General features: G+C 34.9%; 11 protein-coding genes. 7 read left to right on the top strand and 4 right to left on the bottom strand.

Annotation, left to right across the window (positions count from 1 at the left end):
- Positions 1-38: 38 nt before the first annotated feature.
- Positions 39-1,895, bottom strand: a complete 1,857-nt coding sequence (locus ES675_RS15425) for a B12-binding domain-containing radical SAM protein (RefSeq protein WP_066252454.1) — start codon at positions 1,893-1,895, stop codon at positions 39-41.
- A gap of 92 nt (positions 1,896-1,987) precedes the next feature.
- On the bottom strand, positions 1,988-3,760 hold the full coding sequence (locus ES675_RS15420) for an ABC transporter ATP-binding protein (RefSeq protein ID WP_066252452.1): 1,773 nt from the start codon (positions 3,758-3,760) through the stop codon (positions 1,988-1,990).
- A 208-nt stretch (positions 3,761-3,968) separates the two neighbouring features.
- On the opposite strand from ES675_RS15420, the gene ES675_RS15415 reads away from it, so the two are divergent.
- The 4 genes from ES675_RS15415 (at position 3,969) to ES675_RS15400 (ending at position 7,511) form a co-directional block, all read left to right on the top strand.
- On the top strand, positions 3,969-4,649 hold the full coding sequence (locus ES675_RS15415; protein WP_066252449.1) for a hypothetical protein: 681 nt from the start codon (positions 3,969-3,971) through the stop codon (positions 4,647-4,649).
- A 34-nt stretch (positions 4,650-4,683) separates the two neighbouring features.
- Positions 4,684-5,103, top strand: coding sequence for a hypothetical protein (locus ES675_RS15410; RefSeq protein WP_066252447.1), 420 nt, complete (start codon positions 4,684-4,686; stop codon positions 5,101-5,103).
- A gap of 163 nt (positions 5,104-5,266) precedes the next feature.
- Complete coding sequence (locus ES675_RS15405) at positions 5,267-6,235, top strand: tRNA dihydrouridine synthase (RefSeq protein WP_066252445.1); 969 nt, start codon at positions 5,267-5,269, stop codon at positions 6,233-6,235.
- Between the two features lie 769 nt (positions 6,236-7,004).
- Positions 7,005-7,511, top strand: coding sequence for a GreA/GreB family elongation factor (locus tag ES675_RS15400; RefSeq protein WP_066252442.1), 507 nt, complete (start codon positions 7,005-7,007; stop codon positions 7,509-7,511).
- Between the two features lie 89 nt (positions 7,512-7,600).
- On the opposite strand, the gene ES675_RS15395 is transcribed toward ES675_RS15400, so the two are convergent.
- Together ES675_RS15395 and dinB are read right to left on the bottom strand one after the other, a co-directional pair.
- Positions 7,601-10,558: a DNA polymerase III subunit alpha gene (locus ES675_RS15395; RefSeq protein ID WP_066252441.1), complete on the bottom strand. Its 2,958-nt coding sequence runs from the start codon at positions 10,556-10,558 to the stop codon at positions 7,601-7,603.
- Positions 10,558-11,772, bottom strand: coding sequence for a DNA polymerase IV (gene dinB, locus ES675_RS15390; RefSeq protein ID WP_066252439.1), 1,215 nt, complete (start codon positions 11,770-11,772; stop codon positions 10,558-10,560). Before dinB ends, ES675_RS15395 begins: the two co-directional genes overlap by 1 nt.
- Before the next feature lie 52 nt (positions 11,773-11,824).
- Here dinB and ES675_RS15385 point away from each other — a divergent pair, with 52 nt between their 5' ends.
- The 3 genes from ES675_RS15385 to ES675_RS15375 all read left to right on the top strand — a co-directional run bounded on the left by ES675_RS15385 (position 11,825) and on the right by ES675_RS15375 (position 15,128).
- A complete protein-coding gene (locus ES675_RS15385) occupies positions 11,825-12,598 on the top strand; it encodes an XRE family transcriptional regulator (RefSeq protein ID WP_066252436.1) in 774 nt (257 codons plus the stop codon).
- Positions 12,595-13,923, top strand: coding sequence for an exonuclease domain-containing protein (locus ES675_RS15380; protein WP_066252434.1), 1,329 nt, complete (start codon positions 12,595-12,597; stop codon positions 13,921-13,923). The genes ES675_RS15385 and ES675_RS15380 overlap by 4 nt, the downstream gene beginning before the upstream one ends.
- A 143-nt stretch (positions 13,924-14,066) precedes the next feature.
- Positions 14,067-15,128, top strand: coding sequence for a hypothetical protein (locus ES675_RS15375; RefSeq protein WP_066252432.1), 1,062 nt, complete (start codon positions 14,067-14,069; stop codon positions 15,126-15,128).
- Position 15,129 lies beyond the last annotated feature (1 nt).

Below are 15,129 nucleotides of genomic sequence, written 5' to 3'. Positions count from 1 at the left end.
ACAACATTATTCAATCGCCTATGTATCACTAACTACATCTAATCCAAAAAACTGGCAATCAAACCTCTTGGATGCGTGGTGTTAGGAACCGGAAAATCAAACCAACTTGACATACTTTTTTCAAAACCTGCCTTATTTAAATAATTATGTAGCGCCAAGTTTAATCCTCTGGTGTATGTAGGATGATCTGCACCTTGCGGATCTTGGTGGTATAAATCATTTTGAGCAAACCCTTTAAAAACTGGCCCTGTTATTTCTATTCCAAACGCTTCAGGATTCTGACCGATGGGACTGTGAATTGTAGTTGTAAATTGATGCCAATATGCCGACTGAATACAGTTTCGTTCAAATAACTGTTTTACCACTTCCAATGAATCGATTGTTTCTTGTTCAGTTTGAGTCGGAAATCCATACATTAGATACGCATGAACCATGATATTGTTTTGAGAGAAATTATCAGTCACGCGTGTTACTTGGGCAATATCCACACCTTTTTTCATTTTGGACAATAATCTATCTGAAGCCACTTCCAATCCGCCAGTTACCGCAATACAACCCGATTTTGCCATAAGCGCACACAATTCTAAATTGAAAGTTTTTTCAAATCTAATATTTGTCCACCAGGTAATAAATACGCCTCTCTCTAGTAATGTATTAGATAAAGCACGGAGCATTTTAGGTGGAGCCGCTTCATCAACAAAATGGAAACCGGTTATACCTGTGTCTTTTACTATTTTTTCAATTCTATCAACTAAATCTTCAGCTGTTGTATTTTGATAGTTTCCAATATAATCCAAGCTCACATCGCAAAACGTGCATTGCTTCCAGTAACAGCCATGAGAAATGGTTAGTTTATTCCATCTGGCATCTGTCCACATCCGATGCATGGGGTTTACAACATCTAAAAAAGACACATATTTATCAAAAGGTAATCCAGAATAATCGGGCGCAGGTAAATTTTTATGATGATAAATGGTATTTGGAACTTTGTTTTTATAGCTAACAGTAGCATGTTCTAAAACAAATGTGCGTTCTAAATCATCTATAGAAATATGTCCTTCCAGATAATTAACCATTTTAAGCAAAGGGCCTTCGCCATCATCCAATGAAATGAAATCTACAAATTCAAAAATCCGTGGATCTGTAAGCGATCGTAATTCGGTATTGCAATAGCCACCACCAAAAGCCACATGAATATCTGGAAAAAGCTGTTTTATAAATTGCGCACAACGTAAAGCAGCAAACAAATTACCAGGAAATGGAATGGTAAAACAAACTAAATTGGGTGTTTCGGTTTCAATTTGTTCGACTAAAATATCCAGCATTCTCTCTTCAATGATAGTCGGTTGGTAACTTAAAAACTCATCCAACTGATCAAAACTACTCGCAGATGTTCCAATTTGTTCCGCATATTTAGTAAACGCGAAAAACTCGTCCACGTTGGCTTGTATAAAATCGCCTATTTCTTCAATAAAAAGTGTTCCAAAATGCTTGGCTTTATCTATGACACCTATATTTCCAGCTTCCCATATAATTTCTGTATTTGCTTTGGATAGCCGGTGTCCTAAAGGTAAAAAATCAGGTTCCAAAATTTTATGAGCCGTTTTAATATCTTGCTTCTGAAGAAATGCGAGAACAACATCAACTCTTGAAATGTATTGGTGTTTCATCTTACTCACTTCAGGATACTGATAATTTTCCAAGTCTGCAGCTTCCTGAAACATAACACGTAGAAAATCACCCGTAAAAATGGCGGTAAATAGCTCGATACTCAAATCGCAATGTGCAACAGATATCTGTTGTTCTTCTAAAAACCCTTTTAAATAAGCCGTTGCAGGATAGGCTGTATTTAACTGCGTAAAGGGTGGCGTAATAAAAAGGATTTTAGATTGCATCGTGCAAAGATAGCGTTCTATAAATAGATTGTGTGAAATGGTATTGTTTTCTAAATCCAGAATATATTTCAGTTTCTATTTTTTTCAACCTGTTAAATTTTAGCCTGATACGTGTATAATTCATAATATCTGCCTTCTTTAGCTATCAATTGGTCATGTGTACCACGTTCCACTATATGGCCAGCTTCTATGACTAAAATTTGGTCTGCTTTTCTAATGGTACTTAATCGGTGAGCAATAACAATAGTGGTTCTGTTTTTAACTAATTCATTTAAACTTTTCTGAATTAGCGCTTCACTTTCGGTATCTAAACTAGACGTCGCTTCATCTAAAATAATAATGTTTGGGTTTGCTAAAATAGCACGAGCAATAGCTAAACGTTGTCGTTGACCACCAGATAATTTCACACCTCTCTCGCCTATTAAGGTTTCTAAACCGTCATCAAAACGATCCGTAAATTCATTGACGTATGCGGCTTTTACCGCATTTTGCACATCGGATTCAGTGGCATCTGGTCTTGGAAACATGATGTTCTCACGAATGCTACCTTCAAATAAAAATTCGTCTTGCAGCACGACACCTAAATACTTCCGGAAACTACTTAATTTAACCTGTGATAAATCGTGATTATCAATGGTCACTTTACCAGATTTTGGTGTTAAAAACGTTGCTGAAAGTCCCGCAATAGTGGATTTTCCAGAACCAGAACTTCCAACCAATGCCGTTACAGAACCAGCAGGCGCTTTAAAACTGATGTTGTGTAATACGTTTTTGCCTTCTTCATATGAAAAAGATACGTCATCAAATTCAATAGCTCCTTTTATGGTATTCAATTCAATATGTCTAGCTTTGTTATCCTCTTCAGCCGTCATATTCATAAGCTCTTCCGTTCTATCTAATCCAGCAAGGGCTTCCGTTAATTGACTTCCTATATTACTCATTTGTACAATTGGAGCAATCATAAAACCGAGAATTAATGTGAAGAATAAAAAATCACCTGTGGTCATTTCACCTATCATCATATAATAACCACCCATTCCCATAATTCCAGTAGTTGCCACACCAATTAAAAACGTGGAAGAACTCGTCATTAAAGCGGTTGCTGTTAAACTCTTTTTGACGTTTTGATATAATTTATCAACCCCTTTTTCAAAAACCGTGTTTTCTTGTTCTTCAGCATTAAACGCTTTTATTACACGAACGCCAGCCAGAGTTTCTGTTAATCTGCCTGTAACTTCGGCATTAATTTTACCACGTGCTCTAAAAATTGGACGAATAAATTTGAAGGCACGCAAGGCGATATAACCAAATATGGATAATGGCACAAACACGAACAAGGTCATCCAAGCGTTCAGTTTTATTAAAATTATTAAGGATACAACAGCTGTAAATGAACCACCAACTAATTGCACCAAACCGGTTCCAATTAAATTTCTGACACCTTCCACATCGCTCATAATTCTGGACACTAATGCACCAGATTTGGTATTATCAAAAAAACTAATAGGCAGCGAAAGCACCTTTTTCTGAACTTTTGATCGTAATTCGCTAATTAAATATTGTGCTTGAACGCTTAATATTCTAGTTAATAGAAAGGACGTTACAGCTTGTATGGTTATGGCACCAATTACAATGGCGATTAAGGTGTATAATTGCGACGTATCTTTATTTGGAACCACCTCATCTAGTAAAACTTTACTTTGCCATGGTAAAACCAAACCCGATAAACTTCTGATTACAATCAAAAGGAGACCAATAAAAACCAAATTTCGTCTTGGCCAAATTATGGTTTTAAAAGCCTGTTTCATGGTGACTCTCGGCTGTGATTTATCTTTTTTATCTGATGTTTTTTTTAAATGTCGCATGTTTTCTATTAGGTAATACAATTTGCAAAAATACGCATTACAACATCGTTAATTGATCAAAGCAAATAAAAAAGCATGAACGTTAAAAATAGATAGTCCACGCAAAGAAATTAAAGATTTAGTATCTTGCCTTTATCATGAAGATGTAACTTACTATTTAAGTCTGATTGTATAGATTCATTAAGTCAACACGAAAAACCAATATAATATGAAACGTATTATTACAACATTACTATTTGCAGGAATTCTAATTTCTTGTAACTCATCAGACAAAACGAAAACGGTAATTGAAGAATCTTCTGAAATTAAAAACCCTACAGATAGCGCAACAAATAAAGTCAATAAACAACTAAAAAAAATTGATTCAGACGAAGCTCTAATTGCAACCGCATTAATGGCTGCTCCGGAAGTAAGCCGATCTGGCGCTAAAATTATAGGTTATAATATGGCTGGTGAATTTGTGACCTTAAGAGAAGGTAACAATGAATTTATTATTCTTGCTGACGATCCGAATAAAGATGGATTCAGTGCCGCAGCGTATCATAAAGATCTTGAGCCATTCATGGCAAGAGGGCGCGCTTTGAAAGCGGAAGGAAAAAAACATCAAGAAATATTTGATATGCGCGAAGAAGAAGTGAAATCAGGAAAACTTAAAATGACCATTGGGTCAACCTTGCACATTTACTATGGTCCTGATACGAATTATGATCCTGAAACAAGTAAGGTTGAAAACGCGAAACTTCGCTATGTCGTTTATATGCCATACGCAACAGCAGAATCTACAGGTTTACCAGAAGTTCCAATTGCTCAAAACCACCCTTGGATTATGAATCCAGGAACGCATAGAGCACATATTATGATTTCACCAGTAGCAGAAAGCAGCAAGTAGTATTTAGGTTATTCCAAAATGCGACTTGAATAAAATGACTAACTCCAAAAACAATTCCGCTAACTATACCGTTTGCCCTGAATGTCATGGACGTGGTAAAAAAAGACGCAAACTTCGTAAAAAAGTTCGACTTCAATATCAGTTTGCACTGGATGTGGTTAAAAAAATAAATAGCAAAGAAACAACTCCAATTTGTCCTAGAGGTCACCTCTACTTCTGCTTGAAGTGTTCGGGTTCTGGTTTGGTTTCAGCTAGTCATCCACCTCAAGCCGATACCGAAAATTATCCACACGTGGCTATTATTGGTGGTGGCATTGGTGATGTAGCGTTTGCTGTGGCTTGCATCCATCGTGGAATTCCGTTTAAACTTTATGAGCGTAATAGTAGTTTTGATGAACGCAATCAAGGTTACGGACGCACTTTACAACAAGCCAGCAAAGTCGTTGCAGGATAGGCTGTATTTAGCTGCGTAAAGGGTGGTGTAATAAATAGGATTTTAGATGGCATCGTGCTAAGATAGCGTACCTTAAAATAAGTTGCTTTAAATGGTATCATATTATATCTATAAATCCAAACCATAAAGCAAAAAACCTATCTTTGCCCAACTAAATAACATCATGGCTCATACGCTTCTTTCATCACCTTTACAAGGTTTTACAGATTTCAGGTTTCGCAATGCTTTCAATCAGTACTTTGGTGGTATTGACACCTTTTATGCACCTTATATTAAGCTTAATGGCAAACTGAAAATTAAGCAATCTTACCAAAACGATTTACTACCAGAAAACAATGCGACTATAGAAGTCATTCCGCAAGTAATGACCAATGATCCTGATGAATTTTTATTTGTTACCAAATATGTTCAAAGTTTAGGCTACAAGGAGCTAAACTGGAATTTAGGTTGTCCTTATCCCATGGTTACCAAGTCTGGAATGGGTTCTGGCTTAATTTGTAACCCGTCACGAATTGACGAGGTTTTACACAAAGTACATAATGAAACGGATATTCTGGTTTCTATGAAAATGCGCATGGGCTATGAACATGCAGAAGAAATTTTAGATGCCTTTCCTATTTTAGACAACTATCCACTTAAAAATATTGCTATTCATGCCAGAATTGGAAAGCAACTTTACAAAGGACCAGTGGATTTAGATGCGTTTGAAAAATGCATTAGTAGCACCAAGCACAAATTGTATTATAATGGTGATATTACCAGTGTATCTGCTTTTAAAGCCATGGAAAAACGCTTTCCGAGTATTGATCATTTTATGATTGGTCGTGGCCTAATTGCCGATCCGTTTTTACCAAGTATGATAAAAAATGACACCACAGAATATCCTGAAAATAGATGGGAAATATTTTCAAAATTTCATGATACTATTTACCAGCAATACGATGAGTACTTGTCTGGCCCAACACCTATAAAAATGAAAATGCTCGGCTTTTGGGAGTTCTTTTCACAATCGACTTCCAATCCACAAAAAGTATATAAAGCTATAAAAAAAGCTTCAAACCCTGTGAAATACAAACAAGCGGTTGATAAAATTTTAAGTACGGAAATGAAAGCAAAAAGTACATTGAAATAGCTTTTTGTGTCAAGTATCAAATTCTAGTTTTAATAAGAAACATACGTACCAATTTACAACGAAAAGATGTTATAAAATGGCAATAATAGTCTGTGTTAACAAAGGTCTTCTTTAAATTAGGCAAATTGGAATATAAGGGCTATGTTTACCTTTTAATCGCAAGTAAATTGCTTGTAGAATAGAAGTATGAATCTAATAAGAACAAATCACCTAATTACTTTTTACGAAACGCTCGTAAGCAGGTTTTTTGATCTTTATTTCTATTTTGAAATATCTCCAAAACGCCAAATTATCTTCCCGAATTAGTCAGGCATAGCGCGTGTGCCTGAACAACTCCTTTACATTATTTATTACAGAAGCTATTCAATTTAAACATACTGAATACCTGTACTCGCATTAAAATAATGTAGAAATCCGGAATTAAAACGATGTTCTATTTTTTATATAAATTTAAAATAACAATATCATGGCTAAATTAAGAAAGAAGCTTACAAAAACTGAATTAAACGATAGGAAACAAGAGAAGATTCAAAAGAAAATGGAAGATAAAAAAATGAAGAAGCGTAAATCTAGAGTCTAACTTTATGGTTTATTAGATTTTCCTTAAATTTTTATAAAAAAGGCTGTAAATAAATATTTACAGCCTTTTTGTTTTGCGAAATATCATGTAATTATTCCGCCAAAAAAATAGCAATCAGGCGAAGCATTCGGGTAATTAAAAAAATAGTTTTATCTTAATGAATTAGGAAAACAAAAATGCACATAAATTATGAGTAGAGGATTTGTAAAAGAAGATGATCAGGAAGAAATACCTTTTGTAGCACCACGAGCAGATTTGCCTGAAGGTGTAACAAACTACGTGACCCAAAATGGGATGGATATGTTATTATCCGAAAAACAAGTCTTTGCTGACGAAAAAGAACAATTAGATATTTCAGACGAAAAAGAAAGACGTATTGCCATAAACCATATAAACGCCAAATTGCAATTACTAACAAACAGAATAGCAACCGCAAAAATTGTTGATTTATCCAAACAACCGCAAGATGAAATTCGTTTTGGCGCATTAATTACTCTTAAAATTGGAAGTGCTAAAACGTCTCAAAAATATCAAATAGTTGGTGTGGATGAAGCCGATATTGCTAAAGGTAAAATTTCCTTCATCTCACCCATTGCGAGATTATTAACAGATAAAAAAGTAGGCGACCAAGCTATTTTAAAACTAGCCAAAGAAGATCGGGTTTTTGAAATCATGGGTATTTCTTATGAGAACTAATCATAGTAAACTACCTCGTGGCATTGGTAGGAAATGAACTTTTAATGTCAAGGCAAGCCTCGGGGAATTATACCCTTTGGCGGTGCCAATTAGTTTAACCGGGGATCTGGTTTTAGCGCCATTTTTTGAGTCCAAATAATTTCAACACTACAAAAATCAAATTCTTCAGTTATTTTGCCATAACACGCATATATTCCAATGCCATGAATGGGATATTTTTCTACCGTATCATGAAAGTGTACGGTATCAAAATAACACCCTTCATCATCTACAAATGTGCAAAACCGCATGAGCTTTCCTGTGGCACCTTTATGAAATCGTGTATTTACCAATTTACCATATAACAGCACGTTTTCATTTCGATGTTGAAACATGTTTTTGGCTTTGATATGTTCCCGAATGGGTTCATTTATCAAATCGAAATAATTGCACAAAGGAAAACCCAATAGTTCCATTTGGTCATAAGCATCTTCTATCCAACTGGAATTAAGTTTTGGCAACGTAAATGCCTTATGATTTGGTTTGAATAATTGTTTTTGAGGTGTTTTTGCTTTACTAGAATTTATCTTAAAAATAGCATTCCAAAGTAATTCGGATTTGGGGATTTCTGTAAAATTAAACGCACCAATTCTAATTAAAATGGTTAATTGTTCAATACTAATCACCACGCGATCAATAAAATCATCCAACGATTTGAATTTACCATACAACTGCCGTTCGGTTAAAATTCGTTTTACCGTATAACTCTCTAAATTTTTAAGATAGCCAAAACCTAAATAAATCGTGATTCCTTCTATTGTATTGGGATGGTCACTTTTATTAATACACGGTGTTTTTATAATACCCTGACACATTTTTGTTTCATGAATATAATGTTCGGTGCTATAAAATCCACCACCATTATTTAAAACGGCCACCATAAACTCTAAAGGATAATAGCATTTTAAATACAGACTCTGATAACTTTCCACGGCATAAGAAGCCGAATGTCCTTTTGCAAATGCATAGCCTGCAAAACTCTTTATTTGCTCCCAAACTTCAAGGGTTAGTGCTTCTGTATAGCCTTTAGTTTTACAATTGGCTATAAATTTATCTTCAACAGCTTGAAATTCGGCTCTCGACCTAAATTTACCACTCATACCACGTCTCAACACATCGGCTTCTCCTAATGTTAAGCCTGCAAATTGATTAGCCACTTTTAGCACATCTTCTTGATATACCATAATACCATAGGTTTCTGGCATAATCTTTAACAATATCGGATTGGCTTCTTTCCGACGTTCTGGATGTCTTTGGCGTTTAATAAATTCTTGTTTCATCCCTGAACCCGAAACGCCTGGTCTTATAATGGAACTTGCTGCCACCAATCCTAAATAATTTTGGGTTTGGAGTTTACACATTAAACCTCTCATGGCTGGCGATTCTACATAATAAGCACCTGTGGCTTTTCCGTTTTTTAATAGCGCATTTACTTTGGGATCTGTTTTAAATTTTTCAACATCTGTGATATCAATTTCGGGTGCTTCGGGTCTGTTATATTTAATAATTTCCAACGTATCTTTAATTTTTGCTAATCCACGTTGTCCTAAAATATCGAATTTGAAAATCCCAGCATCTTCGGCTATAATCATATCAAACTGAACGGTTGGAAAGCCTTTTGGAGGCATATTGGTTGCTGAATAATAATGAATAGGTTTATCCAGTATTAATATCCCACAGGAATGTACACTCACATAGTTAGGAAAACCCTGAATTAATTCGCCATACTTAATTACCAAAGCACCCATTTCATCAAATTCTGGCTTTTGATATCTACCAGTACATATTTTATCTATTTCTTCTTTGGGCATTCCAAAAACCTTCCCTAATTCTCGAACAACAGCTCGGAATTTAAAGGTGTTATAAACAGCTAATAAGGCAACATTTTTAAAGCGTTTAAAAATATATTCGGTAATATCATGGCGTTCTTTCCATGAGAAATCGATATCAAAATCAGGTGGCGATTTTCGGAATGGATTAATAAATCGTTCAAAATACAAATCCAATTCTATGGGATCTACATCGGTAATCCCTATAATGTATGCCACAATACTATTGGCACCACTTCCCCTTCCTACATGAATATATCCTTGACTTTTTGAATAACTCACAATATCATAATTGATAAGGAAATAGGATACAAAATTCATTTCCTTAATAGTTTTGAGTTCAGTTTCTAATCGTTCTCGTACTTTTATGGAAGGAGTTGGGTAACGTCTGTAAATTTTCTGTTCGCAGAGTTCCTTTAAATAATTAAAATCTTCTTGTTCCGTTTCCAGATATACAGATTGATTTTGTGATATGCGATTTTCACCAAAACTAAACTCAATATCACAGGCTTCAAACAGTTTGTTTGTATTATCAATTATAAAAGGAAACAATTGAAAAAATTGCTTTAATTCAATGGATGAATACATTTTGTCATGCTCACTACATTCCTCTGTTTTTGATAATTTACTCAACAAGGTATTGTTATCAATGGCACGCAACAAACGGTGTGCATTAAAATCTTTTTTATTCCGAATAGTCACTTGTTGCTGGACGACCAGTTTATCTTCATAATCCTTATAAATTGTAAAGGGCAACTTTTTAAGATCATTAATAGTGATACCTATAAACTCAAAATCTTCAAATTTGGTTTTCTCAAGTTGCATAACTTGTTCCAACGGGTAAATTACAAACGCATTCTCAAATTTTGGGGACACGTCTGGAAGCTGCTTTTTTTGATGTGCGTATTCCGATAAAAAAACATTCAGTTCCTGAAAGCCGTCATTATTTTTTGCAATTCCTACAAATTGTTGTTTCGCGCCATTTCTAAAATCGATTCCTACAACAGGTTTAATGTGATATTCCTTCGCTTTTCTAATAAAATTTAAACAAGCCGATGTATTATTAATATCGGTTAACGCTAAATGTTTTACACCACATTGCTTGGCCAATTCCAAAAGGTCAACTTCTGAAAATGTGCCAAAACGCAAGGAATAATATGAGTGACAATTAAGATACATTAGTGTTTACGGTGTGCTAAAATTACGGGGGGTTCGCCATTAAATGGATTTTTAAAACGTCCAATGGTTTTTGCGCCTATGGACGCGGCGCGCTGAATGCTTAATTCGCCATATTTACTACGAATAGTATCCATAGCGTTATATAAATTCAGCATGTCTTCGGTATCATCAAACAAATTAATTTGATAATTTCCTGTAACAATATGGGTGAATTTAACGCCTACCAAACGGATTAATAAACGCCGTTGGTATAGTTTATCAAATAGTTCCAAAACCGCAGGAACAAGAATATGGTCTGCGCTGGTGTATGAAATTTTAATTTGTTTGGTATAGGTATTAAAATCGGAATACCTGATTTTAACAGCAATACAAGCTGTTAATTTATCGGCTCTTCGTAACTGAAACGCCAAATTTTCTGCCATAGCAAAAATGGTAGTTCGTAATTTTACAACATCAATGGTATCTTTTGTAAACGTGCGCTCGGTAGAAATAGATTTACGCTCATGAAACGGAATTAGTGGTGGATTATCAATACCATTGGCACGCTTCCAAATAGTTTTACCGTTGGCACCCAAAACACTTATCATCATTTCCAAAGGCATTTGCTGAACCACATGTACTTTATCCACTCCCAAATTCCGTAATATTTGATAGGTTTTTTCGCCAACAGATGGAATTTTCCGAATGGATAATGGCGCTAAAAACGATTTCTCATAACCCATATCAATCCGTAATTGATTATTCGGTTTGGCTTCACCTGTAGCTACTTTTGACACAATTTTATTGGCTGATAACCCAAACGAAATAGGCAATCCGGTTTCTCTTATAATTTCCTGGCGTAATTCCGAAGCATATTTATAGCTCCCAAAAAATTTATCCATTCCGCTTAAATCGGCATAAAACTCATCAATACTTGCTTTTTCAAAAACAGGCACGCGCTCTTTAATAATTTCAGTCACCAGGTGTGAATATTTGGTGTAGGTAGATGAATCGCCTCTAATAACAACCGCTTCCGGACATAAGCGTCTGGCTACTTTCATGGACATACCAGAATGCACACCAAAACGTCTGGTTTCATAACTACAAGCTGCTACCACACCTCTATCGCCAATTCCGCCAACTAATAATGGTCGTTTTTGTAATCGACTATCAATCAGGCGTTCACAGGACACAAAAAAGGTGTCTAAATCCAGATGTAAAACTTGTTTGCTCATGCCGCAAAGTTAGCTACATTATTAAGCAATTATTGCTTACATTTGTAGCATTATGAAAAATATCACTAAAAATATTCGGCACCTTCGCCATCTCAAGGGGTTAACGCAAGAAGTATTTGCGGACGATCTAAAAATTACGCGTTCTCGAATCAGTTCGTATGAAGAAGGTCGCTCTACGCCTTCTATTGACATGCTTATTGAACTATCAAATTACTTTAAGATTCCTGTGGATATTCTTATTAAAAACGATTTAACCAAGTCTAAAGACACCTCCTTTATTGAAATTGGAAACAAGCGTGTTTTATTTCCCATAACCGTAGATGATGACAATGAAAATTTAATTGAAGTGGTTCCCATTAAAGCTTCTGCTGGTTATTTATCCGGTTATGATGACCCCGAATATATAGAGCAATTACAAAAAATTAAATTGCCGTTTTTACCATCGGGAAAACACCGTGCGTTTCCTATTAAAGGAGATTCTATGTTGCCTTTAAAAGAAGGTTCCTATGTGGTTGGTAAATTTGTTGAAGACAGACGTGATATTTCAAGCAACCGAACGTATGTTTTATTAACGCTAAACGACGGTATGGTTTACAAGCGTGTCATTAACACCATTAAAGAAACGAATAATTTAATGTTGGTTTCAGATAATCCACTTTATCAACCATACGAAATACCTATAGATGAAGTATTGGAGCTTTGGGAATTTACATGCAGTATTAACACCCAAGAATACGATCAAGAAGAGTTAAAAATTAGTAGTATTATAACCATGTTTAACAGTTTAGGTGTCGAACTTAAATCATTAGAAAAACATATTAGATGACCTATACAATTATAGATGTTGAAACAACGGGACAGTCCAATAGAATTACTGAAATTTCTATTTTTAAATATGATGGAAATGAAATAATTGATGAGTTTACATCCTTGGTAAACCCGCAAACTCTAATTCCTATTTACATAACAACTTTAACCGGCATTGACAATGCCATGGTGGCTAATGCACCGACTTTTCAAGACATTGCACAAGACATTCTTGCCATAACTGAAGATACGGTTTTTGTGGCTCATAATGTAAATTTCGATTATAACGTGATACGCAATGAGTTCAAGTTATTGGATTTAGATTTCAATCTAAAAAAATTATGTACAGTCAGATTGTCTCGGAAATTATTTCCAGGATTTCCATCTTACAGTTTGGGTAAATTGTGTAAAAGTTTAGATATAAATCTAACTGACAGACACCGAGCAAGAGGTGATGCCAAAGCCACTGTGATTCTATTCGATATGTTATTGAAAAAAGATGAAACAGGCGAAGTTTTTAGTAGTTTTTTAAATAAATCGTCCAGAGAGGCTACACTCCCATCTCACCTACCAACAGCGGTTTTTAATGCCATTCCCAATACGGCTGGTATTTATTACTTTAGAAATAAAGTAGGAAAAATAATCTATGTAGGAAAAGCCAAGGATTTAAAAAAGCGTGTGTTGAGTCACTTTTACAGCAAGACTCAAAAATCATTAGATATGTGTCGTGAAACTAGAGGTATTGACTTTGAGTTGGCTGGCAGTGAATTACTAGCACTTTTAATGGAAGATGCCGCTATTAAACATCATTTTCCGAAGTTTAATAAACAAGCAAAGCGCAATCCTAAAAGCTATGGAATCTTTAGTTATCAGGATCGGAATGGCATTATGCATTTAGCATTCAATCCTGTTAAATCATGTCCAAACCCGATTAAGGTTTTTCATAATATTAGAGACTGTCGTTTGTTTTTAGAGGAACTCTGTTTAAAGTATGAGTTATGCCCAAAATATTGCCATTTGCAAGAAGGTGTGGCGCAATGTTGCCATTATAACATTAAAACCTGCAAAGGTGTTTGTGCTAATGATGAACGACCTAGTGACTATAATAAACGCGTTCAAGATGCGCTAGAAATTATAACCAAAGTTGAAGAACATAAAGTTATAAAACGAAAAGGTCGTACATCTGACGAAGAAGCGTTTATTTTAATTAAAAACGGGATTTATTTAGGTTATGGATTTATTGATAACACCGAACAAATAAGTTCTCCTGATGATTTAGATAACTTTCTAATTCCACAAAAAGACAGTTTAGATGTCCAAAAGATTTTAAGAACATTGGTTTAAAGTGCTATTTACTTTTTTCAATTGTCACTTGAAACTTTTAAAATGCAACTTGGAGTCACTAAAAAAACAGTTTATTATTTTGATGTTAGATTATTGGTTTTAAATAATATTAAATTTATCTTCGAACGCATAGCTCATGTATCGTGGATAAAAAACTCATTTCCAAAAAAAAACCCGCTTTTCCTATCACGCCATTATTGTCGGAATACCTGACTGCGCAAGGACGAAATATTAAAATCCCCATTTTTTATGACGATTTACTGCGCTTTCAAGGTGCTGTAGAAATTCTAGACGAAAATGATAATGACACCCTATGGATTCGGACGTATTTTGCAGAACATGAACGTCACGAAATTGAATACAGCCTAAAACAAATGTATTCCATTCTGCATTCCGATGGAAGCGATAGCTTAATTCCTTACCTCAATATTGATAGTATAGACTTTTGCACCTTTGGTAATACCAAACCGTTTCGTATAAAAGTTCGGAATGTTTTAAACGATAATTACATTTTTCTATATGTAAAAAAAGCTGATGCTTCCCGTGTTTACGGACTGGAATTGGAGCATTTACTATCGCCTAATCACATTACATTTCTGGTTCATAAAGACACCTTAATTGAAGAACATATTTCTGGAATTGCTGGCGATACCTTTATTAGTGAGCATTTAGAAAAACTATCTGATCAAGACAAACGGGCATTGGCCAAGGAGTTTGTAAAATTCAACGAACGTTGTTTTGTACGGCTTTTAGCAGATATGCGTTCCTATAATTATGTGGTGGTTATTACACAAGATTTTGACCGTGTGCAATACCGTATTCGCGCTGTCGATTTTGACCAGCAAAGTTATGAAGGGAATCCTAAAGTTTACAAACCCCAGTTTTTAAAAGAAAACAATGCTTTAGTAAAATTAAGTTTGGAGGTTTTAGCGCCTGAATCTATAGTACAATATGAATTAGAAGAACGTTCCTTACTCGCTAAACGCGCTACAAGTGAACATGAGCGCTTGGAGCATCTTTTAAATTGCATGAGAGAAGACAATATATCAACACCAGAAAAAGTAAAGCAACTCAAAAAAGGATTATTTGAGTTGGTTGGTGATGTCAATTTTAAAAAATCTAAAAATATGGGTGAATTGTTAGGTAATGCTATCGATTTTATTGTTAGAAATTACAAAAATGAAAATCCTTATATCATCAAATAAA

Source organism: Algorimicrobium algoritergicola, assembly GCF_008086165.1.
GTDB lineage: Bacteria > Bacteroidota > Bacteroidia > Flavobacteriales > Flavobacteriaceae > Algorimicrobium > Algorimicrobium algoritergicola.
Note: the sequence above shows the minus strand (reverse complement) of the source record. Positions and strands in the feature narration are given on the sequence as shown.

What these genes read in the sequence shown, in the direction of transcription:
- ES675_RS15425 (WP_066252454.1), bottom strand. Translation starts at nt 1,895, where the DNA reads ATGCAATCTAAAATCCTTTTTATTACGCCACCCTTTACGCAGTTAAAT.
- ES675_RS15420 (WP_066252452.1), bottom strand. Translation starts at nt 3,760, where the DNA reads ATGCGACATTTAAAAAAAACATCAGATAAAAAAGATAAATCACAGCCG.
- ES675_RS15415 (WP_066252449.1), top strand. Translation starts at nt 3,969, where the DNA reads ATGAAACGTATTATTACAACATTACTATTTGCAGGAATTCTAATTTCT.
- ES675_RS15410 (WP_066252447.1), top strand. Translation starts at nt 4,684, where the DNA reads ATGACTAACTCCAAAAACAATTCCGCTAACTATACCGTTTGCCCTGAA.
- ES675_RS15405 (WP_066252445.1), top strand. Translation starts at nt 5,267, where the DNA reads ATGGCTCATACGCTTCTTTCATCACCTTTACAAGGTTTTACAGATTTC.
- ES675_RS15400 (WP_066252442.1), top strand. Translation starts at nt 7,005, where the DNA reads ATGAGTAGAGGATTTGTAAAAGAAGATGATCAGGAAGAAATACCTTTT.
- ES675_RS15395 (WP_066252441.1), bottom strand. Translation starts at nt 10,558, where the DNA reads ATGTATCTTAATTGTCACTCATATTATTCCTTGCGTTTTGGCACATTT.
- dinB (WP_066252439.1), bottom strand. Translation starts at nt 11,772, where the DNA reads ATGAGCAAACAAGTTTTACATCTGGATTTAGACACCTTTTTTGTGTCC.
- ES675_RS15385 (WP_066252436.1), top strand. Translation starts at nt 11,825, where the DNA reads ATGAAAAATATCACTAAAAATATTCGGCACCTTCGCCATCTCAAGGGG.
- ES675_RS15380 (WP_066252434.1), top strand. Translation starts at nt 12,595, where the DNA reads ATGACCTATACAATTATAGATGTTGAAACAACGGGACAGTCCAATAGA.